This window comes from Salinivibrio proteolyticus (genome assembly GCF_001996165.1).
GTDB lineage: Bacteria > Pseudomonadota > Gammaproteobacteria > Enterobacterales > Vibrionaceae > Salinivibrio > Salinivibrio proteolyticus.
This window is the reverse complement of the sequence record NZ_MUFP01000006.1, coordinates 50,486-77,171: the sequence shown is the minus strand read 5'-3', so window position 1 is coordinate 77,171 and position 26,686 is coordinate 50,486. Positions and strand designations below refer to the sequence as shown.

Genomic DNA, 26,686 nt, shown 5'->3' with positions numbered 1-26,686 from the left:
TAAAAACAAAATTGAGCGCGCTTACCAACAATAAAATGAGCGCGCTCAATTTACAATGTTTTTAGGCTAAGAAAAGGACAAACAGTAATAAGATCGCGGAAAGGATCATGGCGAGCACCACACCAAGTCAGTATCATGAAACAAAAAAGGAGTGAATGTGGATACACCCAAAAAACAGGCGACACGCCAGAAGATCCTCGACAGTGCGTGGGCATTATTTGTGGAACAAGGGTTTGCGGATACCACTACACGTCAAATCGCGCATAAGGCGGAGGTCGCGACAGGAACTGTCTTCTCACACTTTCCGTTGAAGATTGACTTGCTAAAAGTTGGGCTGATGACACGTATTGATACCGTGCTCGAAAACGCTGCCAAATTGGATCACTCAGACACGCCAACGCAACGACTTCTCCATTATGCCGATCACCTCTATGCGTTTTATCTCGCGCATCCAGACTTCAGCCGAGAGCTCTTTCGCGCACTCTTGTGGCAGCAAAAAGCCTTGGCGCATCACATTGCGCCTTTTCAAGCTCACCTTTCTGTTGAGCAAAGTCCAAATCATCAGGCGAAAGCTGCGTTAATGATGGATGCCTATTTCATGACCTTGTTTCAAGGCTTAAGTGAACCTATCTCCACCAAAGATGCAATGCTTAGCCGCCTAGCTGATAAGCTTGCGACCATCGCGTAACCGTATCGCAGCTGTTGTAAATGACAGATATAAAAAAGCCCCGCATGGCGGGGCTTAATCAGAAAATTATAAACGCGCGGTTTATTTCTTTTTCTTTGCTTTTGGATTTGGCAGGTCAGTGATTGAGCCTTCAAACACTTCTGCGGCAAGACCAACAGACTCATGCAAGGTTGGGTGAGCGTGTACTGTCAATGCGACATCTTCGGCATCACAACCCATCTCGATAGCAAGGCCAATCTCGCCTAACAGTTCACCACCGTTAGTACCAACAACCGCACCACCGATCACGCGATGAGTGTCTTTATCGAAGATCATCTTAGTCATACCGTCGGCACAATCAGACGCGATCGCACGACCAGACGCGGCCCATGGGAAGGTAGCCACTTCGTAGTTAATGCCCTCTTCCTTACACTCTTTCTCGGTCTTACCGACCCATGCCACTTCTGGCTCAGTGTAAGCAATCGATGGGATCACTTTAGGATCGAAGTAATGCTTCTTACCAGCAATGACTTCTGCGGCAACGTGGCCTTCATGCACACCTTTATGCGCAAGCATTGGCTGACCAACGATATCGCCAATTGCATAGATATGTGGCACGTTAGTACGCATTTGCTTATCAACACGGATAAAGCCACGGTCATCAACTTCAACGCCCGCTTGGCCAGCGTCAAGTAGCTTACCGTTTGGTGTACGGCCGATGGCAACCAGAACGGCATCATAGCGTACAGGCTCTGCTGGCGCTTTTTTGCCTTCCATGGTGACGTAGATGCCGTCTTCTTTGGCTTCTACCGCGGTCACCTTGGTTTCTAGCATCAGGTTAAATTTCTTGCTAATACGCTTGGTGAAGACCTTCACCACGTCTTTATCCGCAGCAGGGATCACTTGATCGAACATTTCAACAACGTCGATTTGTGAACCTAGCGAGTGATAAACCGTACCCATTTCTAGACCGATGATACCACCGCCCATCACCAGCAGTTTCTCTGGTACTTCTTTGAGCTCAAGCGCGTCCGTTGAGTCCCAAATACGTGGGTCTTCATGCGGAATAAATGGCAGTTCGATTGGACGAGAGCCCGCCGCAATGATGGCATTATCAAAATTGATAGTGGTGGTTTCATCACCTTCAACCACTAAGGTGTTCGCGCCAGTGAAACGGCCTTTACCGTTAACAACTGTCACTTTACGCTGCTTGGCCATGCCACCCAGACCACCGGTCAGTTGACCGATAACCTTATCTTTCCAAGTGCGAATTTTGTCGATATCGGTTTGTGGCTCGCCGAAAACCACACCGTGATCCGCCATTGCTTTGGCTTCTTCGATCACTTTAGCAACGTGAAGTAGGGCTTTAGAAGGGATACAACCAACGTTTAGACATACACCACCCAGGGTGTTGTAACGTTCAACCAATACTGTTTCCAAACCTAGGTCGGCACAGCGGAAGGCGGCGGAGTATCCAGCAGGACCAGCGCCAAGGACGACGACTTGCGCTTTGATTTCTTTACTCATTCTGACCTCGTTGTAGTCTTATTCCCTGACAGGCTAAGAGCGGTAATTTTTTATTGTTGTGGGAGTTTGGAAGCCACAGTTTACAGCCATGTTAATGGGCTGAAAAATAAAAACCCATAGCCTGTGAGCTGCACAACAATTCCCAACCGGCCCGTAACGGGCCGGAGGGTGTTGTCGGTGACGCGATTACAGTACCAAACGGCGGATGTCTGACAACAAGCCGTTGAGGTAAGTAATAAAGCGCGCGCCTTCGGCACCGTCAATCACACGGTGATCGTAAGACAGAGACAATGGCAGCATTAGGCGAGGTTCAAAGTCCTTACCGTTCCATACTGGTTTCATTTCTGACTTAGACACACCCAAGATAGACACTTCTGGTGCATTGACGATTGGCGTAAATGCCGTACCGCCTAGGCCACCTAGGCTAGAGATGGTAAAGCAACCACCCTGCATATCAGAGGCAGTGAGCTTGCCTGCACGAGCTTTCTTAGAAACCGCCATCAGCTCTTCAGATAACTCGTAGATGCCTTTTTTGTTCACGTCTTTGAACACAGGCACAACCAGACCGTTTGGCGTGTCAACGGCGATACCGATGTTGACATACTTCTTCAGGATCAGGCTTTCACCGTCTTCAGATAGCGACGAGTTGAACGAAGGGAAAGCTTCTAGCGCTTTAGCAGCCGCTTTCATGATGAACACCAATGGGGTGATCTTCATGCCAGAGTCTTTCTTCTTCTCGATCGCGTTTTGTTCTTTACGGAACGCTTCCACTTCAGTGATATCAGCGTTGTCCCACTGCGTCACGTGCGGGATCATCACCCAGTTACGTGCTAGGTTCGCACCAGAGATTTTCTTAATGCGAGACAGTGGTTTAACTTCGGTTTCACCGAATTTGCTGAAGTCCACTTTTGGCCAAGGGAGCAGACCCAGTGCGCTACCGTCGCCTGAACCCGATGCTGCACCTGATTCAAGGCGCTTCAGCGCTTCTTTTACAAAGCTCTGAACGTCTTCTTTCAGTACGCGTCCTTTACGGCCACTACCTTTTACTTTCGCAAGGTTCACGCCAAATTCGCGGGCAAGACGACGAACAACAGGAGACGCATGCGCGTATTCTTTGTTCTCTACAAACTCGTCTTTACCGGCGTCAGCTTTAGCCGCTGGGGCGTCAGCTTTGGCCGCAGGAGCGGGTGCCGCCTTCTCAGCAGCAGGTGCCGCTGCAGGTGCAGGCGCTGCTGGTGCRCTACCGGCAACTTCGAAGACCATGATCAACGAACCCGTCGAGACTTTATCGCCCGCGGCCACTTTGATTTCTTTCACTGTACCCGCAAACGGTGACGGTACTTCCATTGATGCTTTGTCGCCTTCAACGGTGATCAGTGACTGCTCTTCTTCGATGGTGTCGCCTACCGCCACCATGATTTCAGTCACTTCAACTTCATCGCCACCGATATCAGGGACGTGAACGTCTTTGGCTTGTGCTGCTGCAGGCGCTGCTGGTGCCTCGGCGGCTGCAGGAGCTTGCGCTGGCGCGCTACCACCCACTTCGAACATCATGATCAGTGAGCCAGTTGACACTTTGTCACCCGCCGCGATCTTGATTTCTTTAACGGTACCCGCAAACGGTGCAGGCACTTCCATTGAGGCTTTATCGCCTTCAACAGTGATCAGTGACTGCTCTTCTTCAATGGTATCGCCAACCGCAACCATGATCTCGGTGACTTCGACTTCGTCACCACCGATATCAGGCACGTGCACTTCTTTGATTTCTGACGCAGCCGCTGGAGCAGCAGGGGCGGCGGGGGCCGCCTCTTGAGCTGGTGCGCTTTGCGCTGGCGCATCGGCTTCGAAGATCATAATCAAAGAGCCAGTGGTCACTTTGTCACCTTCGGCAATTTTGATTTCCTTGACCACGCCCGCTTGTGATGCAGGCACTTCCATGGATGCTTTATCACCTTCAACGGTGATTAACGACTGTTCTTCTTCGACCTTGTCGCCAACGCTAACAAGGATCTCAGTCACTTCTACTTCATCAGCACCGATGTCAGGTACATTAATCTCGATTGACATTATTTCAGCCTCTTACGCGAACAGCGGGTTTACTTTATTGGTATCGATGTCGAATTTCTTGATAGCGTCCGCTACCAGTTTCTTGTCAACATCGCCACGCTTAGCCAGCTCGTTAAGTGCCGCAACAACCACATAGCCTGCGTTCACTTCGAAGTGACGACGTAGGTTTTCGCGGCTGTCAGAACGGCCAAAGCCGTCAGTACCCAGAACTTTGTAAGATTCCGCTGGGATAAACGCGCGAACTTGGTCAGCGTAGTTCTTCATGTAGTCAGTCGCAGCAATCGCAGGCTCAGATCCCATTACGGTTTGGATGTAAGGAACTTGTGCGTCTGCATCTGGGTGCAACATGTTGAAGCGCTCTGCATCTTGGCCGTCACGTGCCAACTCGTTGAACGAGGTCACGCTGTATACGTCAGACGCTACACCGTACTCATCGCTAAGCAGTTTCGCCGCTTTACGCACTTCAGTCATGATGGTGCCAGAGCCCATCAGCTGAACTTTCGCTTTGTCGCCCGTGTAGGTTTCTAGCTTGTAGATACCTTTACGGATACCTTCTTCCGCGCCCTCAGGCATGGCTGGCTGATGATAGTTTTCGTTCATCAGCGTCAGGTAGTAGTAGATGTTTTCTTGGTCAGGACCGTACATGCGACGGATACCGTCTTGCATGATCACTGCCACTTCGTACGCGAAGGTTGGGTCGTAAGAAACACAGTTAGGCACAGTGCTCGCCAGAATATGGCTGTGACCGTCTTCGTGCTGCAAACCTTCACCGTTCAGGGTAGTACGACCGGCAGTAGCACCCAATAGGAAACCACGTGCTTGTTGGTCACCTGCCATCCACGCCATGTCGCCAACACGTTGGAAGCCGAACATTGAGTAGTAGATGTAGAATGGGATCATTGGCAGATCGTTGGTGCTGTAAGAAGTCGCCGCCGCTACCCACGATGACATCGCGCCTAGCTCGTTGATCCCTTCTTGCAGTACTTGACCGCCTTGGTCTTCTTTGTAGTAAGACACCACACCACGGTCTTCAGGGGTGTAAGTCTGACCATGTGGGTTGTAGATACCTACTTGACGGAACAGGCCTTCCATACCGAAAGTACGCGCTTCGTCAGCAATGATAGGTACAATGTTTTTGCCGATGTTTTTGTCTTTCAGCAATACATTCAAAGAGCGTACAAAGGCCATGGTGGTGGAGATATCACGCTTCTGCTCAGACAGCAGGGCTGAGAAATCATCCAGTTTTGGCAGCGTTAGCTCTTTAGTAAAGTTAGGCAGACGTTGCGGGGTGTAACCGTGCAGCGCTTTACGGCGCGCGTGCAGGTACTCATGCTCCGCTGACCCTTCTTCCAACTGTAGGTAAGGCAGATTTTGTACATCTTCATCAGACAGCAAGTCTTGCAGGCCAAGACGATCACGCATGGCAATGACGTGGGTCATGTCCATTTTCTTCACTTGGTGCGCGATGTTCTTACCTTCTGCCGCTTCACCCATGCCGTAACCTTTAACGGTTTTCGCTAGGATAACGGTTGGACGGTCATTGCACTCTTGTGCCGCTTTGAACGCAGCAAACAGTTTTGATGGCTCATGACCACCACGCTTCAGTGCAAAGATTTCTTCGTCGGTCATATCAGCAACCAAAGCAGCTGTTTCTGGATACTTACCGAAGAAGTGCTCACGCACGTAGGCGCCATCTTTTGACTTGAAGGTTTGGTAATCGCCGTCGATGGTTTCGTTCATCAACTGCAGCAGTTTACCTGAGGTATCTTTCGCCAGCAGTTTATCCCAGCCAGAACCCCAAACCACTTTGATCACGTTCCAGCCAGCACCTTTGAATAGGCCTTCTAGCTCTTGGATGATCTTACCGTTACCCATTACAGGGCCATCAAGGCGCTGCAGGTTACAGTTGATCAGGAAGCATAGGTTGTCCAGTTTTTCACGGGCCGCGAACGACAGCGCACCACGTGATTCTGGCTCATCCATCTCACCATCACCTAGGAACGCATAAACGCGTTGCTCTGAGGTGTCTTTCAGACCGCGACCGTTCAGATACTTGAGGAAACGCGCTTGGTAGATAGACGCAATAGGACCCAGACCCATAGAAACGGTAGGGAATTGCCAGAATTCAGGCATCAGTTTCGGGTGTGGGTAAGAAGAAATACCTTTACCGTCTACTTCTTGGCGGAAGTTGTCGAGCTGCTCAGCAGTGAGACGACCTTCAACAAACGCACGCGCGTAGATACCTGGAGAGATGTGACCTTGATAATACACCAAATCGCCGCCGTCTTTTTCATTCGGCGCACGGAAGAAGTGGTTGAAACAGGTCTCGTAGAAAGCAGCCGATGACTGGAATGATGCCATGTGGCCACCCAGCTCTAAATCTTTCTTGGACGCACGCAACACGATCATGATTGCGTTCCAACGAATGATAGAACGGATACGACGTTCCAGATTCACATCACCTGGGTAAGCAGGTTCTTGATCGGCAGGAATGGTATTTACATAGTTGGTGGTCACGCCAGTTGGCATGTCAACACCGTCTAAACGTGCTTGTCCCAGTACTTGCTCCAGAAGGAACTGGGCACGTTCTACACCTTCTTCACGAACGACTGACTCGAGGGCTTGTAGCCACTCTTGAGTCTCAAGTGCGTCCACGTCATGTTTCATGACTTCAGACATGGCGATCTATCCTTTCGTTGATTGACTCATACAAAACAAACGTTGTCGCAGCTGGAGACACCGCTTGCCCTTTCTTTTGGGCGAATCCGGTATTACTCCAACTCGTCCTTGCGTTGTTGAATTCGACGCAGAGACCGTTCTCGACGGCTTTCTTCACGGCCAAGATCCAACAGAGTTTCCTCAATGTAAGCTAAGTGTGCATGTGACGCCTGTCTGGCTTTTTCTGGTTCGCCAGCAGTAATCGCATCCACGATCTCAGCCCGGTGTCGGCTGACGTTTTCCACCGTTTCTTGGCGGCGGTAAAGTAGCTCAAAGTTTTGCAGAATATTCTGCTCCAGCAGCGGCGCAAGACTGCGCATAATATAAAGCAGCACCACATTGTGTGCCGCTTCCGTTACTGCAACTAAATACTGCATGACAGCCGAGGCTTCTGCCTCTAAGTCCCCTTGTTGCTGCGCATGACGAATCGCATCATGGCAGTCACATATCCGCTTGAAGTCTTCTTTCGTGCCGCGGAGGGCGGCAAAGTAAGAAGAGATGCCTTCCAGCGCATGACGTGACTCCAGCAAATCAAGTTGGGTTTCAGGATGGTCCGCCAATAACTCTAGCAGGGGTTCAGAGAATCGCTGCCACAGTCGTTCACTGACAAAAGTGCCGCCACCTTGTTTACGCGTCAGCAACTTTTTGGCTTCAAGTCGCTGGATCGCTTCGCGCACTGACGGACGCGACACATCAAATTGTTTTGCCAACTCCCGCTCAGGCGGCAGCTTCTGGCCCGGCGATAAAGTGCCTTCCAGAATTAAACCTTCGAGCTCTTTCTCGATAACATCTGAGAGTTTGGGTTGACGAATTCTTTGATATGCCATTGTTTTTGTTGACCATCCGTCTTAGCAGCTTTCACTGCCTTTGACAGAAACTGACTGGTTGTCAATTGGTAATACCAATTTTTTATAATCCTTTAAAGTTACCAGACAGCAGATATTGTGTCCACCAGAAGTTTGATTGACATCATGGAAACGACTGTATCTTTAAGGTGACAGTCGGCACACTCTGGCTCGCAAAAATTGGTCTGACCAATAAACACTTTATTAACAAGTCGCCTTTTTACAGCCCCACGAGCCTAAACAAGTTCGTGATGCCGACACACTATTTGGCGATCAGCAAGTCATAATAGGGCCAATCAAATGCAGGGCCCGGATCGGTTTTTCTTCCCGGCGCAATATGTTCATGGCCGGTAATACGATCACAGGTAATGGCTGGATAATACTGCATCAGCGTACGGGTGATCGTCGCTAAAGCTTGGTACTGCGGATCGGTATAAGGTAGGTCATCCGTGCCCTCTAGCTCGATACCAATCGAAAAGTCATTGCATTGTTCGCGTCCATCAAAACACGAAGCGCCAGCATGCCACGCACGCTCGTTGAATGGTACAAACTGGATCACACTTCCATCTCGTCGGATCAGTAGGTGCGCGGAGACGCGAAGATCGGCGATCTCAGCAAAATAAGGGTGCTCACTTGCGTCGAGCTGACCTTGAAAAAACTGTTCGATATAGGGTCCATCAAACTGTCCTGGCGGGAGGCTAATATTGTGGATGACCAGTAAGGAAATCTCTTCCCCATCGGGTCGTTGGTTGTAATGGGGAGATGGGCAAGCGCGCGCGCCCACCAGCCAATGCTCGTTGATGTTTGAAAAAGACATGCCGCTATCCATGGTTGGACTGGACGATTACTCTATCTCGCGGGTGTTCAGATTGGAATAGAAGCAGCAACCCGCGCTTGGATTCGCTTTGGCGTGATACATGGCCGCATCAGCTTGATTCATCAATTGTTGCAATTCCAGCCCATCGGTGGGGAAACAGCTCACCCCGATACTCAGAGAAAGCTCTAGCTCTGCGCCATTGGTCACCATTGGCGCGCGCATTTCTTGAATAATGCGCTCAATCACCTCGTGCAAGGCCTGTTTATCCGCCAATAAATCGAGCCAAACAATAAACTCATCGCCCCCTAAACGCCCGACTAAATCAGAACGTCGCACCGCAAGCTTTAACCGCTGGCTAACGACTTTTAGCAATTCATCCCCCACCCCGTGACCATAGGTATCATTCACTTCTTTAAATCGGTTTACGTCGATAAACAGTAACGCGGCTTTAGTTTGCGCGCGTGAAGCACGCATCAAGGCCACCTCCACATGTGACTCAAACGCGCGGCGATTAAACAGTCGCGTGAGTTCATCATGCTCGGCTAAATACATTAGCTGTTGCTGTTGCTCTCGCAGTTGCTGAGTTTGTTGGGCAATCTCTTCGGCAAGCTGCTCTTTGCGCACCATGGTGTTTTTCAAGGTACGTTTCATCTCGTTAACGTGGGCGGCAAGATCAGACATCTCGTCAGAGGTTTCGAGTGAAAGCTGAGTGGTTAAATCCCCTTGCTTTATTTTCGCCACATCGTCATGCAGTTCTTCTAACCGCTGGAAGAAACGTCGCCGTGTGTTGGTGGCTAATGCGGTCACTAACAGCGCCAATAAGATCAGCACACCGCCATGGAGGAGAAGCAAGGCTTTTTGTTGCTGCCCAGCTGAGTGCATCGCTTCTTGACGCATGGAGAAGGCCGCCTCACTCATGGTTTGCAATAGCATGTTATAGCGAGAAAACACCATCATTTGCGAGGTATCGTTGGCATTTGTATCGCTATGGCGCCGAGCCGATAACACTAATAAAGTGTCAATACTCTGCGCCGCTTGGCGAATCGCTTGTAACGACTGTATCGGCAATTCACGATTTTGTTCACGAACGCGTTGCAGCAATGTTTGGTTGGCATGATAAGCATCTTGGCGTGTTTCCGCGCTATGGTACTGCTGATATAACCAAAGCCTTCCCCGCACCGCATCAATTTGTGAATGTAAAGAGACAATGGCATCGAGACGATGTTGAACCTGAGTTTGTTTATAAAACAACTCGACGGTAATGAGCAAGGTGATCATAGTGAGCGCAGCACACGCATATACCACGACACTTAACTGTTGTCCTATCTTCATTTTAATAAGCTCGCCTTATGCGTCGCCTCCGTTAAAGGGCCAGGATTTAGCAAACGACGAAAGCCTGGTTCCGTCCCTGCTACTAGTCCAGCTTCTCGCGCCCACATAGCTTGATTTTTCAAGCTAAGAAGTAAGGCGTCACTCAAGGAAAGTCGAAAGAGATAATCTTGCCACAGCCATGCCAGCTGGTTGTCGGGAATCGATAAGTAGTCAGCAACGACTGCTTTTGATTCATTAGGATAAAGATGAATATAATCAATTGCGTCATCTAGCCCTGCAATCACTTGGCGCATATGCTGGTGTTGATGAATGTTTAATGGGCTTCGGCTCGCCAATAAAAAAGAGAGGTTGTGCAGTCCTTTACTGTTAAATTGCGATACGCGCTGCTGCGCCTCTTGCATGATTTGATAGCCGTAGGGCTCCCAAATGGAAATCGCATCCACTTCACCTCGCAATAACGCGCCGGGGAGTTGGTCAGGAGAGTAGTAGGCCTTTCGTATCGGTAACTCAGACAGACCATTCAAATTCAGCATTAAATCTAAGAAGAACTCACTCGCACTCGATTGCACCACGCCAACACGCGCATTCGCCAGCACATCTAACGATTGGTGAATCGGCAACGTCAATGACCAAAGCTTGACGTCGTTATTGGACTCTACAAAACTGGCGAGGATATTAAAGTCATCGCGTTGAAAGCTATTAAACATTGCCACGGTTTCGGACACCGTCGCGAGATCGGCGTCTCCCGCCATCAGCGTACTGAAGCTTTTTACCCCGCCATGAACGGGTAAAAGGTTAACATTCACGCCGTGGTCAGCAAAAAAGCCTTGTTTGTCCGCGATAATGATGGGTGCGGCAAGCGGTGTCAGCGATACCGCAATCGTCACGGTCGGCCCACTATTGGTAACAGGCGCACGCACCCCTTGCCATGCCCAATACCCAAATATTGCGATGGCTAACATGGCACATAATGCAAATAGTCGTTTCATTGTTGCGCCTCATAAGTGCGTGCTGACACCAAGTATAGTCAAGGTTTAGACAGACCATGCACAAAAAACAAGACGATAAAAAAGTTTACCGCGGCAGTAGCTGCATTTCTTCACCAGTACGGTTATCATTTCGGCAACTTTTGACTGCACCAGTGAGCCAAGATGACGTCGACAACTTCTCCATTTCGCGCGGTACACGATAGCGATAGCCGCTTTGCTTATCTCACCTCGCACCTTGATGCGGACGTAAAACGTCTAGTTTCTGAGACACTTCGAGAAGACTTGGGAGGAGAGATTGATCCCAGTCAGGACATTACCGCAAGCTTAATCTCTGCCGACTCGGTCTCCACCGCTATTTTGATCACCCGAGAAGCTGGAGTATTTTGTGGTCAGGCGTTTGCCGATGAGGTGTTTCGGCAACTCGGCGGTACCGTGTCGCTCACTTGGCATGTCAAAGATGGCGACACAGTGACGCCAAATCAGACCTTGTGCACTCTGCACGGCCCCTCGCGGATTATTTTGACCGGCGAGCGTAATGCAATGAATTTAATTCAAACCTTATCAGGGTGTGCCAGTAAGGTGGCGACCTATGTGGCGGCGCTCAATGGCACGCACACGCAATTACTCGACACCCGCAAAACCATTCCAGGAATGCGTAGTGCGTTGAAGTACGCGGTTGCGTGTGGTGGCGGCCATAATCACCGAATTGGGGTGTTCGATGCGTATTTGATTAAAGAAAATCATATTCTTGCCTGTGGTGGCATTGGCAATGCCGTGCAAGAAGCCCGTCGCCTTAACCCGAATAAGCCAGTGGAAGTGGAAACAGAAACCCTGGCCGAGCTGAAACAAGCGATTGATGCAGGTGCCGACGTGGTGATGCTGGATAATTTTACCATTCCTATGATGCGTGAAGCGGTAGCGCTCAACCAAGGCCGTGTCGCCCTCGAAGTGTCTGGAAACGTCACCTTGGACACCCTCGCCGACTATGCCGCCACCGGCGTGGATTATATTTCCGTAGGCGCACTGACCAAGCATGTTACTGCGCTCGACTTATCCATGCGCTTTCAGTAATCCTTTTGTTCGCAGGTGATGAGGCCGCTTCTGACCAGCGGCCTTTTTATAACAATTTCGTGACAAAAAATTTGTAGTCTGTCGAACGCAGCCGCACAAAAAGCCCACTATTACACCAGGGTTTTACCCTTAGCTCCCAAACTCATGTTTCCCCTCTTTTTTGCGCCACACACGAGCGTAAAGTGCTGGCACTGATTGTTGTCCACTCACTTTGCGGCAACTCATTATTACGAGGAGAGAAATAGGATGCAAAAGCAACAAGGGTTTAGCTTGATTGAGTTACTGGTGGTATTAGGCATTATTGGCGCCCTGACAGCCATCGCCATTCCGCAATACCAAAAGTATCAAGACAAAGCCAAAGTCACTGCCGCGATTGCCACGCTGACCAATATGCGCTCCGTGGTAGAAGCAAAAATTATGGAAGATGGCGAGTTCCCAAAAGACACGGACAAAGAAACTCTCGGGATTCCTTCAGAGGTAACACTCAGTACGACTAAAGGTGTTGAAGGTAGCATGTCTCTAGCCGTACAGGGGTTACCGGGAGGTGGAGACGTGAAGCTCTCACGCTCTGCTAAAGGCCACTGGAAGTGCGATCAACCATCGACAACCATAGCAGTTAATGGCTGCGATGGTCCTAATACACCAAAACCTTAACGAATACACAGCAGGGACTGACGATGATCCCGACCGCTCAGTTGTATCAAGCCGGTTTATTGACTGATGCCCAGCGCGATATGCTGGGCATTGGCGACAATACCTCGCTCAGTCTTACGCATATACTCGATGCTGGGGTTGACCCCACCGCGCTCGCCAACACCCTCGCTAACCTGCACCATCTTCCATTTGCAGAAAGCCATCAGTATCCGTTTCAAGACACCTGCTATGCCCTCGACCGGCGCGATTTGATTCAGCGTCATCAAGTGCTGCCGCTTGCTCAGCAAGGCCAAGAGCTATTGCTGGGGGTCAGTGATCCAGATTACGCAGAAGCTGTCGCTGACTTTCGCTTTTCTACTGGGCTCAATGTCCGGTTGGTGGTGCTCAGTCAGCCAGATTTGGATGCCGCTTTGCGTCACTTATACGGGGCAGATATCGATGGCACTGGCGATGGCATCACCATCAGTGATCAGGACTTAGCGGCCCTGACCGTCACCGATAGCCCACAAGAGGACAGTGCCGAGCTACAAAGCGATCAGGCGCCCATCAGTCGCTACATTCAACAGATCTTAGTGGATGCGGTGCGCAAAAAAGCCTCCGACGTGCACTTCGAGCCCTTTGAGCATCACTACCAAATTCGCTTTCGCCAAGACGGTTTATTGCAAACCTATGCTCATCCTCCGGCTGGGGTCTCGCGGCGGCTATCGACCCGGCTCAAAATCTTAGCTCAACTCAACATTGCTGAACGACGTTTGCCACAGGACGGGCGCATCAAACTGACCCTCACCGCCGATCACACCGTCGATATGCGCGTCTCTACCTTGCCAACCATTTGGGGTGAGAAAGTGGTGGTTCGTCTGCTAGATAATGGCCAACAGCAATTAACCTTGCATGATTTAGGCTTAACCGAGTGGCAACGCCAGCACTATCAAGACGCATTGGATAGACCGCAAGGCATGATTTTGTTTACCGGCCCAACCGGAAGCGGCAAAACCGTCTCTTTATACAGTCGGTTAAAATATCTCAATCAGCCCGAGCGCAATATAGCCACCGTCGAAGATCCGGTTGAGATCCAGCTAGAGGGCGTCAACCAAGTCAACGTTAATACGGCCATTGGTTTAGATTTTGCCACCGCACTCCGTGCGTTTTTGCGTCAAGATCCCGATGTGGTCATGGTGGGGGAAATTCGCGATCTCGACACCGCTGAAATCGGGATCAAGGCCGCGCAAACCGGTCATCTGGTGTTATCAACCCTGCATACCAATTCCGCCGCCGAGAGCATCACCCGTTTATCTCATATGGGCATTGCGCCCTACAACCTTGCTAGTTCTCTAACCTTGGTGGTGGCCCAACGTTTGGTCCGCCGTTTATGTCCGATGTGTAAACAGCCGCATCCAGCTGATGACCCGCACCTTCAGCACTTAGCCAACCTCTACCCGACTTTAACCCCAAACACCTTGTACCAAGCCCATCCTCACGGCTGCTATCAGTGTTATCAAGGCTATCAAGGTCGCACAGGGGTGTATGAGGTGCTTCCTGTGACCGAGACCATTGCCAGCGCTATTTACCGCAATGCCAGTGCCATCGAACTGACCCAACTGGCGACGGAGGAAGGGATGTGGCGATTAGCCGAATCCGGGATTGCCAAACTCAACCAAGGGATCACCAGCATTCAAGAGCTTACTCGCGTTATTCAGCTTGCCTAAGGAGTCTTCATGGCCAAACCTACGCTGTTTCTCTTTCATTGGCGTCAAGCCGCTGCAGGCGGCGACAAAAAAGGTCAGGTGTTCGCCTATACCGAGCAGGATGCTCGCCAACAGCTGGCGAGCCAATCGATCTTGCCCACACGCATCATTCGCCGTCGGCTATCGAGCTTTCAGCAGCGCCGTCACAAAGCCAACGCGGCGGATATCACTCAGTTTTCCCGCGATCTCACCACCCTGCTTGAGTCTGGGATCCCCATCGTACAAGCTCTCAACCTCATCGCGCTCAATCAGGTCAAAGCCGAGATGCGCTTGCTAGTGCGTCATATTCGCCAGCAACTCGAAGCCGGTACCAGTTTGAGTGATGCGTTGGCGCAAGCGAGTCCCTTGTTTGATCGCTTCTACTGCGATCTGGTCGCAACAGGCGAGCAAACCGGGCAATTGCCGCAGGTCTTTGCCCGGTTAACCTTGTATCGTGAAAAGCAGGCGCAGCTTCGCAGTAAAGTGATTAAAGCCATGATCTATCCCACCATCGTGATCAGCGTGGCCTTGGGAGTGAGTGCCTATCTGCTGGTATTCGTGATCCCGAAATTTAAACATATTTTTGACTCCTTCGGCGCCGAGCTACCTTGGCTGACCCAACAAGTCCTCGCCTTATCGGACATCGTGAGCCAACACGCATTGACCATCACACTTATAATGGCGGGCCTTGCCGCTACCCACCAGCTACTGCAGCGTAAGAACGCGACCTACCAATATTACTATGACCGCTGGCTACTGCGACTGCCCGTCATCGGTGAAGTGGTGAGTAAAGCCTGCATTGCTAAGTTTTCTCGTACCCTCGCCACCACCTTTAGTGCCGGCATTCCGTTACTTTCTGGCTTACAAGCGGCAACGAAATCCATGACCAACGCCTATTATGTTCACGCGCTCAACGCAGTTTACCAGCACACCGCGACCGGTATTCCACTCCACCAAGCATTGCGTGACAGCGAAAGCTTCCCTGTAATGGTTACGCAAATGGTGATGATTGGCGAAGAGTCGGGATCACTCGATAATATGCTCAACCGCATCGCGCAAATCTATGAAGCCGAAGTCGATAACACCGTGGACAACCTCGGTAAAATCATCGAGCCCCTGTTAATTTTAGTGCTGGGGCTATTGATTGGCGGCTTGGTGGTGGCCATGTATTTACCGATTTTCAATCTGATGTCCGTTCTTGGCTAGCCAAGATAGAGTCTCTCGCCACAAGGCGCTATGATGCGCACAAGGTTTATACCCAGAAGGTCCCATGTTGATATTCTCATCGCCGTTATTCATCGTTCTTGCCGGCCTATTCGGCCTGATTATCGGTAGCTTTTTAAATGTGGTTATCGCACGTTTGCCAATCATGATGGCGCGTCGTTGGCGCCAAGAATGCTTGGCCACGTTTCCCGATGCTAATATTGACGCCCCTGACGGGCAGCGTTTTGATTTGTGTCTCCCCGCGTCTCACTGTCCGGCCTGTGAGCAAACCATTCGCTGGTATGACAATATTCCGCTGCTCAGTTGGCTGGCTTTAAAAGGCCGCTGCCGCCATTGTCAGCACCCCATAAGTAAACGCTATCCGTTGGTGGAGCTGACCAGCGCAATACTTTGCATGCTCCCCGCATGGCTTTTCACCTCCCCGACATGGGCCATCGCCGTGATGGCGGCCAGTTTAGTCTTGCTAGCCCTAACCTTGATTGATTGGGAAACTCTGTTGCTGCCCGATCAACTCACCTTACCTTTGATGTGGGCCGGCATCGGCCTTGCTCTTATCGGCATCAGCCCAGTCACCCTCAGTGAAAGTGTGATTGGCGCCATGGTCGGTTATGTCAGCCTTTGGAGCCTCTTTTGGGCCTTTAAGCTCACCACCGGCAAAGAAGGCATGGGCTATGGCGACTTTAAGCTTTTTGCCGCCTTGGGGGCTTGGCTGGGATGGCAAGTACTGCCGCTATTGATCCTGCTGGCCTCATTGAGTGGCGCCGTGATTGGCACGATCGTACTCCGCCGACAGCAGCAAGGACTGCAACAGCCGTTTGCCTTTGGTCCTTTTATTGCGATCGCCGGCTGGGTCTGCCTCCTGTGGGGTGATGGCCTGTTACACTGGTATCTTTCACAAGTATTGGGAGTATAGGTTAATGGGATTAGTGATCGGGCTGACTGGCGGTATCGGTAGCGGCAAAACCACGGTTGCCAACCAGTTTGCTGCCAAAGGTATCGAGGTGATTGATGCTGATGTGATTGCACGCGATGTGGTGGCGGTTGGCAGTGAAGGGCTGGCGGCAATCGCCGCGCGCTTTGGTGAATCAGCCTTGCAGTCCGATGGGCAATTGAATCGCGCTTGGCTCAGAGAGCGGGTCTTTTCGCACCCTGACGACAAACGTTGGTTAGATGACTTACTGCACCCAATGATCCGCACCCAGATGATCAGCGCTTGCGCGCAAGCACGCTCTTCCTACTGTTTGCTTGTGGTGCCGTTATTGGTGGAAAATAACCTCATGGCATTAGCAGACCGTATTTTGGTGGTCGATGTTGATGAGCAAACCCAAATTGTACGGACATTAGAGCGAGACGGCGTGAGCCGCCAGCAAGTCGATGCCATTCTGGCAGCCCAAGCAACCCGTGCACAGCGACTTGCGGTCGCCGACGACATCATCAACAATGATCAACCAGAGACGGAACTCCAACACCAGATTGATGCCTTACACCAGACGTATTTAACCTTGGCCGCCCAACATCACACCGGGGAGTAACCGGATTAGGATCGCAAAACATTTATGACCAGCCTCACTTTGTATGAACACCCACTCAATGAACAGGTGCGAATTTATTTGCGCCTAGAGTACCTGCTCGATCAATTGGACGAAGTGAGCGGATTATCGGCCCCTTGCCACCATATTCAATTTTTCCGCAGTCTATTTGATTTGCTGGAAATATTAGAACAAGTGCAAGTGAAAGCGGATCTTGCCAAGGATTTGGATAAGCTCAAGAAAAAGCTCAACGCATGGGCCAATGTGCCCCAAGTCGACCAACAGCAGCTGCAACAACTGCTCGAGCAATTGGCCGAGCACCAACGTGCGGTCTTACAAGCCAAGCGTTTTGGCCAAGCACTACGCGAAGATCGCTTCTTGACCAGCATCAAACAGCGATTCTCCATTCCCGGTGGCAGCTGTAGTTTTGATTTGCCCATTTTCCACCATTGGTTACATCAGCCTTTGGCCGCCCGCCAAAACGCGATTAATGGCTGGCTCGCCACGCTATCACCGCTGCGTCATGCCTTAGCATTTTGGTTGCAACTGACCCGAGAAAGCGCACAAGGTGGGAATGTCGAGGTTAAGCAAGGCTTCTATCAACAAGACGCTGATGGCGCGTGCCTGATCCGGATTCAGGTCAACCCCGATCTCGGCGTTTATCCTTTGGTTTCAGGACACAAAAACCGTTTTGCGATCCGTTTTATGCCATTTGACGATGATCGCGAGGTCGCCGACAATATGCCGGTATTTATCAGTGTCTGTTAAGGAGATGAGCGTGAGTGATACCCCCGCGGTGGTGAAATGTCCAACCTGCCAACAACCTGTTGTTTGGGGCGAAATCAGCCCGCATCGCCCGTTTTGCAGCAAACGTTGTCAGTTGATTGATTTAGGGGAATGGGCCAATGAAGAAAAGGCGATTCCAGGCGCACCAGACAGCTCTGATGACGACCTATGGTCAGAAGGACAGGCGGAGTAATCTCCACCTGCCAAGACAAACGATCCGTGCTTAAAATCGAGCACGGATTTTCTCAAGCACCGCGTCATTCGCTTCAGGGAAAGTGTACTCGGATAAACGCGCAATCGGTGCCCACTCACCATGCTGACCCTCCTGCCCTTGCGGCTCCCCTTCAAAGCGACTGACTAAGAAAAAATCGAAGCTTAATGCTTTGTCTGGAAAATCAAAGTCTAGCGAAATAAACGGACTGACGTCGGTGGCATCAATCCCCACTTCTTCACGCAGCTCCCGCACCACGGCTTGGTGCGGTGTTTCGTTGGCTTCAATTTTTCCGCCGGGGAATTCCCACTTTCCGCCTTGGTGCACATCTGCATGGCGACGTGTAATAAATATCTTATCTTGCGCGGCATTAACAATCACACCAGCGGCAATACTTACCCGTTTCATGAATACTCCTACTTACTACCGCCTACGCGCTATCCACTGTATGTCGATATCGATGACAAACACGTCGGCGAACGCGCGTCTTGGGGTATAAAAAAAAGGCCGCTAAAACGGCCTTTTTAGTCATACATAGTCAGGGTTAGATTTTACCGTGACATTGTTTAAATTTCTTCCCTGATCCGCATGGACACGGCTCATTACGGCCAACTTTTCGGCCATCGCGCACCACAGTCTCGTTGCCTGAAGCATTCGCCTCGCCGTCACTGAGTGGATTATCGGCTTTGGCGTGGTTTACTTGCTGTTGGCGAGCCGCTTGCTCGGCACGTGCTTGACGCTCCGCTTCCATACGCTCAACGTCATCAGGCTGTTGCACACGAACGCGGCTGAGTGTGGTGATCACGTCGGTTTTTAGCGCTTCTAGCATGTCTTCAAACAGCTCGAACGATTCACGCTTGTACTCCTGCTTCGGATTCTTTTGCGCATAGCCGCGCAGGTGGATACCTTGGCGCAGGTGATCCATCGCCGCCAAATGCTCTTTCCACAGCGTATCCAACGTTTGCAGCATAACCGCTTTTTCGAAGTTGCGCAGTGTTTCAGCACCCACCGCCGCTTCTTTGCTCTTATAGACATCAATCAGCGATGACAGAATTCGCTCACGCAATAACTCTTCATACAGCTTGTCGTCTTCATCCAACCATTGTTGGATAGGCAATTCGATATCAAAGTCTGCTTTTAAGCGCTGCTCTAGGCCGGCGATATCCCACATTTCTTCCAACGATTGTGGCGGAATATATTGGCTAACCAGTGCATTCACTACATCTTCACGGTTATGCTCAATCATTTCACTGATATCGCTAGAAACCAGTAGTGCGTCGCGCAATTCGTAGACCACTTTACGCTGATCGTTGGCCACATCATCGAATTCCAGCAGCTGCTTACGAATGTCGAAGTTACGCCCTTCTACTTTACGTTGCGCGTTTTCAATTGCCTTGTTCACCCAAGGGTGTTCAATCGCTTCACCTTCACCCATCCCGAGGCGTTTCATCATGTTAGAGACTTTTTCTGAGGCAAAAATGCGCATCAGTGAGTCTTCCATCGACAGATAAAAGCGCGTCGAACCTGGGTCACCTTGACGACCGGCACGGCCACGAAGCTGGTTATCAATACGGCGTGACTCGTGACGCTCCGTACCAATAATGTGCAGGCCACCCGCCTCAACCACTTGGTCGTGGAGCTGCTGCCATTTCTCTTTTGCCGCTTCGACTTGTGCGTCTGTTGGCTCGTCAATATCACCCAGTACCTGCTTCCAGCTACCGCCTAGAACAATATCCGTACCACGACCAGCCATATTGGTCGCAATTGTCACGGTTCCCGGGTAACCGGCTTGTTCAACGATTTCGGCTTCATGGGCGTGGAATTTCGCGTTGAGGACCTGATGCTTGATGCCATCTTTTTTCAGCGCATTAGAAAGAAGCTCTGATTTTTCAATTGAGACGGTCCCGACAAGTACCGGCTGGCCTGCTTTCGCTCGCGTTTTAATGTCTTCAATAATCGCGGCGAATTTCTCACGCTCGGTCATATAAACCTGATCAGCATGATCTTTACGCACCATCGGGCGGTTGGTCGGAATAACCACGGTATCCAATCCATAAATCGACTGGAACTCAAACGCTTCGGTGTCCGCGGTCCCTGTCATCCCTGACAGCTTTTCATAGAGTCGGAAGAAGTTCTGGAAGGTGATCGAGGCCAGCGTCTGGTTCTCGTTTTGGATTTTCACCCCTTCTTTGGCTTCCACCGCTTGGTGTAATCCTTCAGACCAACGACGTCCCGGCATGGTACGGCCGGTGTGCTCATCAACGATGATCACTTCGTCTTCTTTAACAATGTAATCGACGTCGCGCTCAAACAGCACATGGGCACGGAGTGCAGCGTTAATATGGTGCAACAAGCTAATGTTTGCGGGCGAATACAGCGTATCGTCTTCTGCCATCAAGCCGTTTTTCTTTAGCAGCTCTTCGACAAATTCTTGGCCGTTTTCGGTCATGTAAACCTGTTTGGCTTTCTCATCGACGGTGTAGTGACCATCGCCACGGTATTCTTCTGAGTCTTCTTCGTCCTGCTTTTCGAGCTGAGGGATCAAGGCGTTGATCCGCTGATACATTTCTGAGCTGTCTTCTGCAGGCCCTGAAATAATCAGTGGTGTACGCGCCTCATCAATCAAGATGGAGTCCACCTCATCGACAATTGAGAAGTAGCGATCGCGCTGCACGCGATCTTCCGCACGGAACGCCATGTTGTCGCGCAGGTAGTCGAAACCAAATTCGTTATTGGTACCGTAAAGAATGTCACACGCGTAAGCGGCTTTCTTCGCTTCCGGTGGCATGTTCGGCACATTCACGCCGACCGTCATACCAAGAAAATCAAATAGCGGGCGGTTTGTTTCCGCGTCACGTTGCGCCAAGTAGTCGTTGACGGTAACGATGTGCACGGATTTGCCTGTCAGTGCATTCAAATAAGACGGCAAGGTCGCGGTCAGGGTTTTACCTTCACCGGTGCGCATTTCTGCAATCTGGCCACTGTGCAGCACCATGCCCCCAATCAGCTGAACATCGAAGTGACGCATACCAAACACACGCTTAGATGCTTCGCGGACGGTGGCAAAGGCTTCAGGAAGCAGATCGTCCAAGCTGGCGCCTTGGTCAAGACGCTCACGGAACTCGACGGTTTTCGCTTTTAGCGCATCATCACTGAGGGATTCAAATTGGGGCTCTAGCTTGTTGATTTCATCAACGACTTTTCGCAGCCGACGCAAAGTGCGGTCATTACGGCTTCCGATAACTTTAGTCAGGATTTTCGATAACATGGCGTTGCCGGTACTCTTTTTAATGGTCTTCCCACATGGGCGGCAGCTGCACAGCAATGATGCTGGTGTGCATTCAGTTCAACGCGGATAGGCTATGGTTCATCGATTCGACAGAAGATGCCAATGCGCGCATCTTTATTAGGTGGAGCCAAATCGGAAAGAATTCAAGGGCGGACAGTGCCGCTTAACAACTTATTTTCCACGAAGCTGATTGTGAAATTAACAGGCTGCATTGAAAACACTATGCCTGTCGCTTTACCCATGCGACACTTACCTGTGAATGATTCGGTCACTTATAATAAGGGAAATTGGACCGACATCCTATGAATAATCAGGGACAGATAGGATCAATTAGGAAAAATTAGACGCTGTGCGACTGTTCACGCACCGAATTGACGATAAAAAAGACAATAGCCATGCGAGATCACCGACCCCGCTCTACGTTGCACCTCTTGGAGAGCGACAACAACAATATCGCTCAACGCGCAGTTGAGCTCGCCAAGCTGAATAAGCTGATCTTGGCCTTGTTGCCAGGCGAAACCTCCAAGGCATGCCGGGTAGCCAACTATCGTGAGGGCGTACTCGTGGTTGAAGCTGGCAGCGCTGCTTGGGCTATGCGGCTCAATTACGAGCGCCAACACCTTTTGTCTGTATTACGGCAAAAAGGCCTCGCCAGTCTCACCACTATTGAAGTGAAAATTAATCCAGCCTTGGCAGCCGTGGATAGAGAAGAAGATGCCACCACACCCGCACGCCATTTGAGCAAAGCCTCGGGTGAGTTACTGCATGAGCTGGGGCAAAGTGCCTCGCCGAAGTTAAAAGCGCGTTTAGAAGCCTTAGCCAAGCTAGCGACAGACACAAAAAAGCCAGAGTCGTGACTCTGGCTTTATTTAACAGGGTGCTGAGCAACTTACCACAATGAGGCAACTCACCCCAATTTAGGTGCAAGTCTTATGCAAGCACCATATCTGGGTCAGCAAACGCAACCGGTGATTTTTCCGTTTCTTCAAACGTCACCCACTCCCACGCTTCTTGATCCGCCAATACCGCACGCAGCAGCTGGTTGTTCAGTGCATGGCCCGATTTATAGGCGCGCATTTCACCGATGATGCTATGACCACACATGTATAGGTCGCCAATTGCATCCAACACTTTGTGCTTCACGAGCTCGTTATCAAAGCGCAGACCTTCTTCGTTCAAGATGCGGTAGTCATCCAGAACAATGGCACAGTCAAAGCTGCCGCCCAAACACAGGTTCTGTGATTGCAGGTACTCAATATCGCGCATAAACCCAAAGGTTCGCGCACGACTGATATCTTTGATAAACGACTGTGTCGAGAAGTCCATCACCAAATTTTGTTGCTCTGATTCAATCGCAGGATGGTTGAAGTCGATGGCAAAATCGAGGCGGAAACCGTTATACGGCACCAGCTCTGCCCATTTGTCGCCGTCTTCAATGCGAACAGGTTTTTTGATGCGAATGAATCGTTTTGGTGCGTTTTGTACTTCAATACCAGCAGATTGCAGCAAGAAGATGAATGGGCTTGAGCTACCATCCATAATCGGAATTTCTGGCGCATTGACCTCGATAATAATGTTATCGATGCCCATACCGGCAATCGCGGCACTTAAGTGCTCGACAGTCGAGATACGCACGCCTTCATCATTGACGAGCGCGGTACACAGCATGGTGTCGCGTACATCCGCTGGATCAGCCGGAAAGTCAACCGGCGGCTCCATATCGGTACGGCGATAAATCACGCCGGTGTTCGCAGGAGCCGGACGCAGAGTAAGCGTAACCTTACGCCCAGAGTGGAGGCCCACACCGGTCGTTTCGACAATACTTTTTAATGTTCGCTGTCTTATCATCGGCTTATCTCAACTTTTTCTCAAAAAAGTGTGCTCTGCGTCACTCATTACCCTGTCACCTTAGACAAAGGGAGCGTGATGATAGCACATCGCTGGCTACAAACCAAGCACTGGCACTAGTCAGCTTGCTTACGCAAAAACGCAGGAATATCGAGATAATCATGCTCGGTCTGCGATTTTGGCGCCGCGTTTGACGACGACGCAGCTGGCTGCTCTTTTGCCGCAGGCGTTGCCGCCTGTGTTTTTTCTTGCAAAGGCTGTGCCTTTTTCGGCTCGGCCGGTGCTTGCCCAGACTGTGCGTTGGTCACCAAGGTAATATCTGGCTTACGTTCGTTGCCAATCCCCGTTGCCACCACAGTCACTCGCAGCTCGTCGCTCATTTCCGGATCCATCGAGGTACCAATCACGACAGTCGCATTATCAGAGGCGAACGCTTTAACCGTGTTACCAACCGTCTCGAATTCATCAAGACGCATATCGAAACCAGCGGTAATGTTCACCAGCACACCGCGTGCGCCTGCTAAGTCGATGTCCTCAAGTAGCGGGCTAGAAATGGCCATTTCAGCCGCTTCTTCTGCTCGGTCTTCTCCCGTAGCAACCCCGCTTCCCATCATGGCGTGCCCCATCTCTGACATCACAGTGCGGACATCCGCAAAGTCGACGTTGATGTGGCCCGGACGGGTAATCAGCTCAGCAATACCTTGCACCGCGTTACGAAGTACATCATTCGCTTTCGCAAACGCATCTAGTAAGGTTATGCCACGACCCAGTACTTTGAGCAGTTTTTCGTTAGGAATCGTGATAAGCGAGTCAACATTCTTAGACAGCTCTTCAATTCCTTGCTCAGCAAAGGCCAGTCGCTTCTTACCTTCGAAGCTAAATGGTTTGGTGACCACTGCAACGGTGAGGATACCCATTTCTTTCGCAATTTCTGCGATGATAGGTGCTGCACCTGTCCCAGTACCGCCGCCCATTCCTGCTGCGATAAATACCATATCGGCACCTTCGAGCTCAGCTTTAATCGCATCGCGATCTTCAAGGGCAGAATCTCGACCTACTTGAGGGTTTGCGCCCGCGCCTAGGCCTTTGGTGATGTCACCACCAATTTGAATGACGGTACCAACGCTGCTTTTACGCAACGCTTGGGCGTCAGTGTTAATACTAATGAAGTCAACGCCTTCGATTGACTCACGTACCATATGCTCGACAGCGTTACCGCCGCCACCGCCAATGCCAACGACTTTAATTACCGCATCGTCAGACATTTCCATCATCGGTTCAAACATGAGTTCTCTCCGTCCTTCCTGTTCGCATCAGGGTTAAAATTCTTTCTTAAACCAGCTACTCAGCTTGCTTACCCAACTGGCAACAGCCCGCTTTTGCTCTGGTTCACTCGTTTCTGTCAGCAAGTTTTCTTTGCCGTAATGCAAAAGCCCAACCGCTGTTGCATAACATGGTGCTTGTACATAGTCGGTTAATCCGGTGACACCCACAGGCTGCCCAACTCGTACTTGATTCTGAAATACACGCTCAGCACATTCGACCAAACCGTGCATCTGTGACGCACCGCCAGTCAGTACAATGCCTGCGGCTAACTGGTGCTTCACGCCTTCGCTGCGTAGCTTGTCTTGAATGGCAACCAGCTTCTGATTGACCAATCCCAACAGCTCAGAGCAGCGTGGCTCAATCACTTCTGCCAGTGTCTGGCGCTGCAATGTCCGTGATGGGCGTCCGCCCACACTGGGCACATTGACTTTGGCATCCTTGCTGACCAATTCGCTAAGTGCGCAGCCATACTTCACTTTAATGTCTTCTGCGTCGGCAAGCGGTGTTCCGAACGCGTAAGCGATGTCGCTGGTAATCACGTTCCCCGCATAAGGGATAACCTCTGCGTGGCGTAGCGCGCCTCCCGTCCAAACCGCGAGATCCATAGTACCACCGCCAATATCGACAACGCAGACACCCAGCTCACGTTCGTCCGGTGTAATCACCGCATGGCTTGCTGACAAGCCGGAGAAAATCAGTTGATCAACTCTAAGACCACAGCGTTCAACCGCTTTCTCAATATTTTTTGCCGTGTCATTGTGACATGTGATGAGGTGCACACTGGCTTCCATACGCACGCCTGACAACCCCACTGGGTTTTTGATCCCTTCTTGATAGTCAATTTTATATTCTTGTGGGATCACATGGAGCACACGTTGCTCATCACTAATCTTCACTGATTTGGCAGTATGGATCACATTGTCAACGTCATCTTGGGTCACTTCCTCATCGGAAATCGTACCCATCCCTCTTTCAGTCTGGCAGTGAATGTGCTTTCCTGACAAAGAAAGATACACAGAACTGATTTGGCAATCCGCCATCATTTCTGCTTCATTCACCGCACGCTGGACGGATTTGACCACAGATTCGAGGTCGTTAACGCCACCTTTATCCATGCCACGAGACGGGCTGGTCCCCACGCCCAATACGTTGATGGTGCCGTCTGGCAGCACTTCACTGACCAGCGCAGACACTTTGGACGTACCGATATCCAGTCCAACAATCAGTGATTTATCTGTCGCTTTATTCATTCACACCATCTCTTAATCTTGGCTAGTCGTCTCTTCCGTCTCTGTTTTCCAACCTACGGCAGCACCTGTGTCATAGCGTAAGTCCACGTAAGCGATCGGTGTTTGTTGTTGCTGTATCTCAGGGTACAGGTGCACAAACCGCGCTAAGCGCTCTTCGCGTGCTTCTCGACCCAACTCAATCCGTATGCCGCTACGTGTCACGATACGCCAAGAGCGTCGCTCGTTCAGTGATAAGGCTTGAATCGACAAGCCAATGCGATTGAGCTGCGCATTCAAAGTCTCACTGGCGGCAAGTACCTCTTTTGCACTCTCTGGCATACCATGCAAAGACACCAGATCCTGTCCTGCGACATCCGCCGGCGTGCCATCAAAAATCTCACCCTCAGGCGTTAACAGCTTCTGTCCATTCCAGATAGCCCGCGCTTGGTACTCGGTAATATGGACTTTCAAGGTGTTCGGCCACTGTTTGCGAACCGCCACGTGCTTAACCCAAGGCAGCGCCTCGATATTTGCCTGGATGCTATTCACATCTTGCAACATAAAACTTTTCAGGGTGCCGACCGACAACACTGCGTCGCGCACTTGCTGATCACTGACCTGAGTCCGATCGCCTTCGATGACCAACTGAGACAAAGGCAGCTGCTGCTCGTCGCTCATCCAATCAATCACTCGCACAAAGCCGGTCACCATCAAAAGAATGACTGCGGTAAGAAACACCAATCCCGCCCATTGCTGACGTTCAAGGTTCACTGTTTCTTGTATGCGTGTGAGCGCATTTACCATGCTCATACCTTTGTTATCGCCTGGTGTCG

Annotated in this window: 23 protein-coding genes; 10 read left to right on the top strand and 13 right to left on the bottom strand. The window is 50.8% G+C overall.

Annotation, left to right across the window (positions count from 1 at the left end; translation table 11 throughout):
* Positions 1-157 precede the first annotated feature (157 nt).
* Positions 158-688, top strand: coding sequence for a TetR/AcrR family transcriptional regulator (locus BZJ19_RS06060; RefSeq protein ID WP_077662338.1), 531 nt, complete (start codon positions 158-160; stop codon positions 686-688).
* Positions 689-769: 81 nt separating this feature from the next.
* Here BZJ19_RS06060 and lpdA read toward each other — a convergent pair whose 3' ends face one another.
* The 7 genes from lpdA to BZJ19_RS06025 all read right to left on the bottom strand — a co-directional run bounded on the left by lpdA (position 770) and on the right by BZJ19_RS06025 (position 10,962).
* Positions 770-2,194: a dihydrolipoyl dehydrogenase gene (gene lpdA / locus BZJ19_RS06055; protein ID WP_069586620.1), complete on the bottom strand. Its 1,425-nt coding sequence runs from the start codon at positions 2,192-2,194 to the stop codon at positions 770-772.
* Between the two features lie 186 nt (positions 2,195-2,380).
* On the bottom strand, positions 2,381-4,261 hold the full coding sequence (gene aceF, locus BZJ19_RS06050) for a pyruvate dehydrogenase complex dihydrolipoyllysine-residue acetyltransferase (RefSeq protein ID WP_077674965.1): 1,881 nt from the start codon (positions 4,259-4,261) through the stop codon (positions 2,381-2,383).
* Positions 4,262-4,273: 12 nt separating this feature from the next.
* Positions 4,274-6,940: a pyruvate dehydrogenase (acetyl-transferring), homodimeric type gene (gene aceE, locus BZJ19_RS06045; protein WP_077455347.1), complete on the bottom strand. Its 2,667-nt coding sequence runs from the start codon at positions 6,938-6,940 to the stop codon at positions 4,274-4,276.
* Between the two features lie 92 nt (positions 6,941-7,032).
* Positions 7,033-7,806: a pyruvate dehydrogenase complex transcriptional repressor PdhR gene (gene pdhR / locus BZJ19_RS06040; RefSeq protein WP_069586617.1), complete on the bottom strand. Its 774-nt coding sequence runs from the start codon at positions 7,804-7,806 to the stop codon at positions 7,033-7,035.
* Between the two features lie 280 nt (positions 7,807-8,086).
* Complete coding sequence (gene ampD / locus BZJ19_RS06035) at positions 8,087-8,641, bottom strand: 1,6-anhydro-N-acetylmuramyl-L-alanine amidase AmpD (RefSeq protein WP_077674964.1); 555 nt, start codon at positions 8,639-8,641, stop codon at positions 8,087-8,089.
* A gap of 27 nt (positions 8,642-8,668) precedes the next feature.
* Positions 8,669-9,973 carry a diguanylate cyclase domain-containing protein gene (locus tag BZJ19_RS06030; protein ID WP_077674963.1) on the bottom strand — a complete coding sequence of 435 codons (1,305 nt, stop codon included), beginning with the start codon at positions 9,971-9,973 and terminating at the stop codon, positions 8,669-8,671.
* The gene (locus BZJ19_RS06025) at positions 9,970-10,962 is read right to left on the bottom strand and encodes an ABC transporter substrate-binding protein (RefSeq protein ID WP_077674962.1); all 993 of its coding nucleotides are present in this window, start codon (positions 10,960-10,962) and stop codon (positions 9,970-9,972) included. Before BZJ19_RS06025 ends, BZJ19_RS06030 begins: the two co-directional genes overlap by 4 nt.
* Positions 10,963-11,124: 162 nt before the next feature.
* Here BZJ19_RS06025 and nadC point away from each other — a divergent pair, with 162 nt between their 5' ends.
* From nadC to yacG, 8 genes are all read left to right on the top strand, one after another.
* Positions 11,125-12,033 (top strand): carboxylating nicotinate-nucleotide diphosphorylase, encoded by a 909-nt coding sequence (nadC, locus tag BZJ19_RS06020; RefSeq protein ID WP_077674961.1) that lies wholly within the window; start codon positions 11,125-11,127, stop codon positions 12,031-12,033.
* A gap of 246 nt (positions 12,034-12,279) precedes the next feature.
* Positions 12,280-12,687 carry a pilin gene (locus BZJ19_RS06015; protein WP_077674960.1) on the top strand — a complete coding sequence of 136 codons (408 nt, stop codon included), beginning with the start codon at positions 12,280-12,282 and terminating at the stop codon, positions 12,685-12,687.
* A 23-nt stretch (positions 12,688-12,710) separates the two neighbouring features.
* The gene (gene pilB / locus BZJ19_RS06010; RefSeq protein ID WP_077674959.1) at positions 12,711-14,393 is read left to right on the top strand and encodes a type IV-A pilus assembly ATPase PilB; all 1,683 of its coding nucleotides are present in this window, start codon (positions 12,711-12,713) and stop codon (positions 14,391-14,393) included.
* 9 nt (positions 14,394-14,402) lie between these two features.
* A complete protein-coding gene (locus BZJ19_RS06005) occupies positions 14,403-15,617 on the top strand; it encodes a type II secretion system F family protein (protein ID WP_077674958.1) in 1,215 nt (404 codons plus the stop codon).
* Positions 15,618-15,681: 64 nt separating this feature from the next.
* A complete protein-coding gene (locus BZJ19_RS06000) occupies positions 15,682-16,548 on the top strand; it encodes a prepilin peptidase (RefSeq protein WP_077674957.1) in 867 nt (288 codons plus the stop codon).
* Positions 16,549-16,552: 4 nt separating this feature from the next.
* Positions 16,553-17,167 (top strand): dephospho-CoA kinase, encoded by a 615-nt coding sequence (gene coaE / locus BZJ19_RS05995; RefSeq protein ID WP_077674956.1) that lies wholly within the window; start codon positions 16,553-16,555, stop codon positions 17,165-17,167.
* A gap of 24 nt (positions 17,168-17,191) precedes the next feature.
* Positions 17,192-17,932 carry a cell division protein ZapD gene (gene zapD / locus BZJ19_RS05990; RefSeq protein ID WP_077674955.1) on the top strand — a complete coding sequence of 247 codons (741 nt, stop codon included), beginning with the start codon at positions 17,192-17,194 and terminating at the stop codon, positions 17,930-17,932.
* A 4-nt stretch (positions 17,933-17,936) separates the two neighbouring features.
* Positions 17,937-18,143, top strand: a complete 207-nt coding sequence (gene yacG, locus BZJ19_RS05985) for a DNA gyrase inhibitor YacG (protein WP_069586608.1) — start codon at positions 17,937-17,939, stop codon at positions 18,141-18,143.
* 30 nt (positions 18,144-18,173) lie between these two features.
* Here yacG and mutT read toward each other — a convergent pair whose 3' ends face one another.
* Together mutT and secA are read right to left on the bottom strand one after the other, a co-directional pair.
* Positions 18,174-18,569 (bottom strand): 8-oxo-dGTP diphosphatase MutT, encoded by a 396-nt coding sequence (gene mutT / locus BZJ19_RS05980; RefSeq protein WP_077674954.1) that lies wholly within the window; start codon positions 18,567-18,569, stop codon positions 18,174-18,176.
* A gap of 136 nt (positions 18,570-18,705) precedes the next feature.
* Positions 18,706-21,429, bottom strand: a complete 2,724-nt coding sequence (secA, locus tag BZJ19_RS05975; RefSeq protein WP_077455358.1) for a preprotein translocase subunit SecA — start codon at positions 21,427-21,429, stop codon at positions 18,706-18,708.
* Positions 21,430-21,845: 416 nt separating this feature from the next.
* Between secA and BZJ19_RS05970 the strand changes: the two genes are divergently transcribed.
* Positions 21,846-22,307 carry a DUF721 domain-containing protein gene (locus tag BZJ19_RS05970; RefSeq protein ID WP_096630796.1) on the top strand — a complete coding sequence of 154 codons (462 nt, stop codon included), beginning with the start codon at positions 21,846-21,848 and terminating at the stop codon, positions 22,305-22,307.
* A 73-nt stretch (positions 22,308-22,380) separates the two neighbouring features.
* On the opposite strand, the gene lpxC is transcribed toward BZJ19_RS05970, so the two are convergent.
* The 4 genes from lpxC to BZJ19_RS05950 form a co-directional block, all read right to left on the bottom strand.
* Positions 22,381-23,298 (bottom strand): UDP-3-O-acyl-N-acetylglucosamine deacetylase, encoded by a 918-nt coding sequence (gene lpxC, locus BZJ19_RS05965; RefSeq protein ID WP_069586604.1) that lies wholly within the window; start codon positions 23,296-23,298, stop codon positions 22,381-22,383.
* A gap of 116 nt (positions 23,299-23,414) precedes the next feature.
* Positions 23,415-24,584, bottom strand: coding sequence for a cell division protein FtsZ (gene ftsZ, locus BZJ19_RS05960; protein ID WP_077674953.1), 1,170 nt, complete (start codon positions 24,582-24,584; stop codon positions 23,415-23,417).
* A gap of 33 nt (positions 24,585-24,617) precedes the next feature.
* Positions 24,618-25,874, bottom strand: coding sequence for a cell division protein FtsA (ftsA, locus tag BZJ19_RS05955; RefSeq protein WP_077662348.1), 1,257 nt, complete (start codon positions 25,872-25,874; stop codon positions 24,618-24,620).
* Positions 25,875-25,886: 12 nt separating this feature from the next.
* Positions 25,887-26,657, bottom strand: coding sequence for a cell division protein FtsQ/DivIB (locus tag BZJ19_RS05950; RefSeq protein WP_102136109.1), 771 nt, complete (start codon positions 26,655-26,657; stop codon positions 25,887-25,889).
* Between the last annotated feature and the right edge of the window lie 29 nt (positions 26,658-26,686).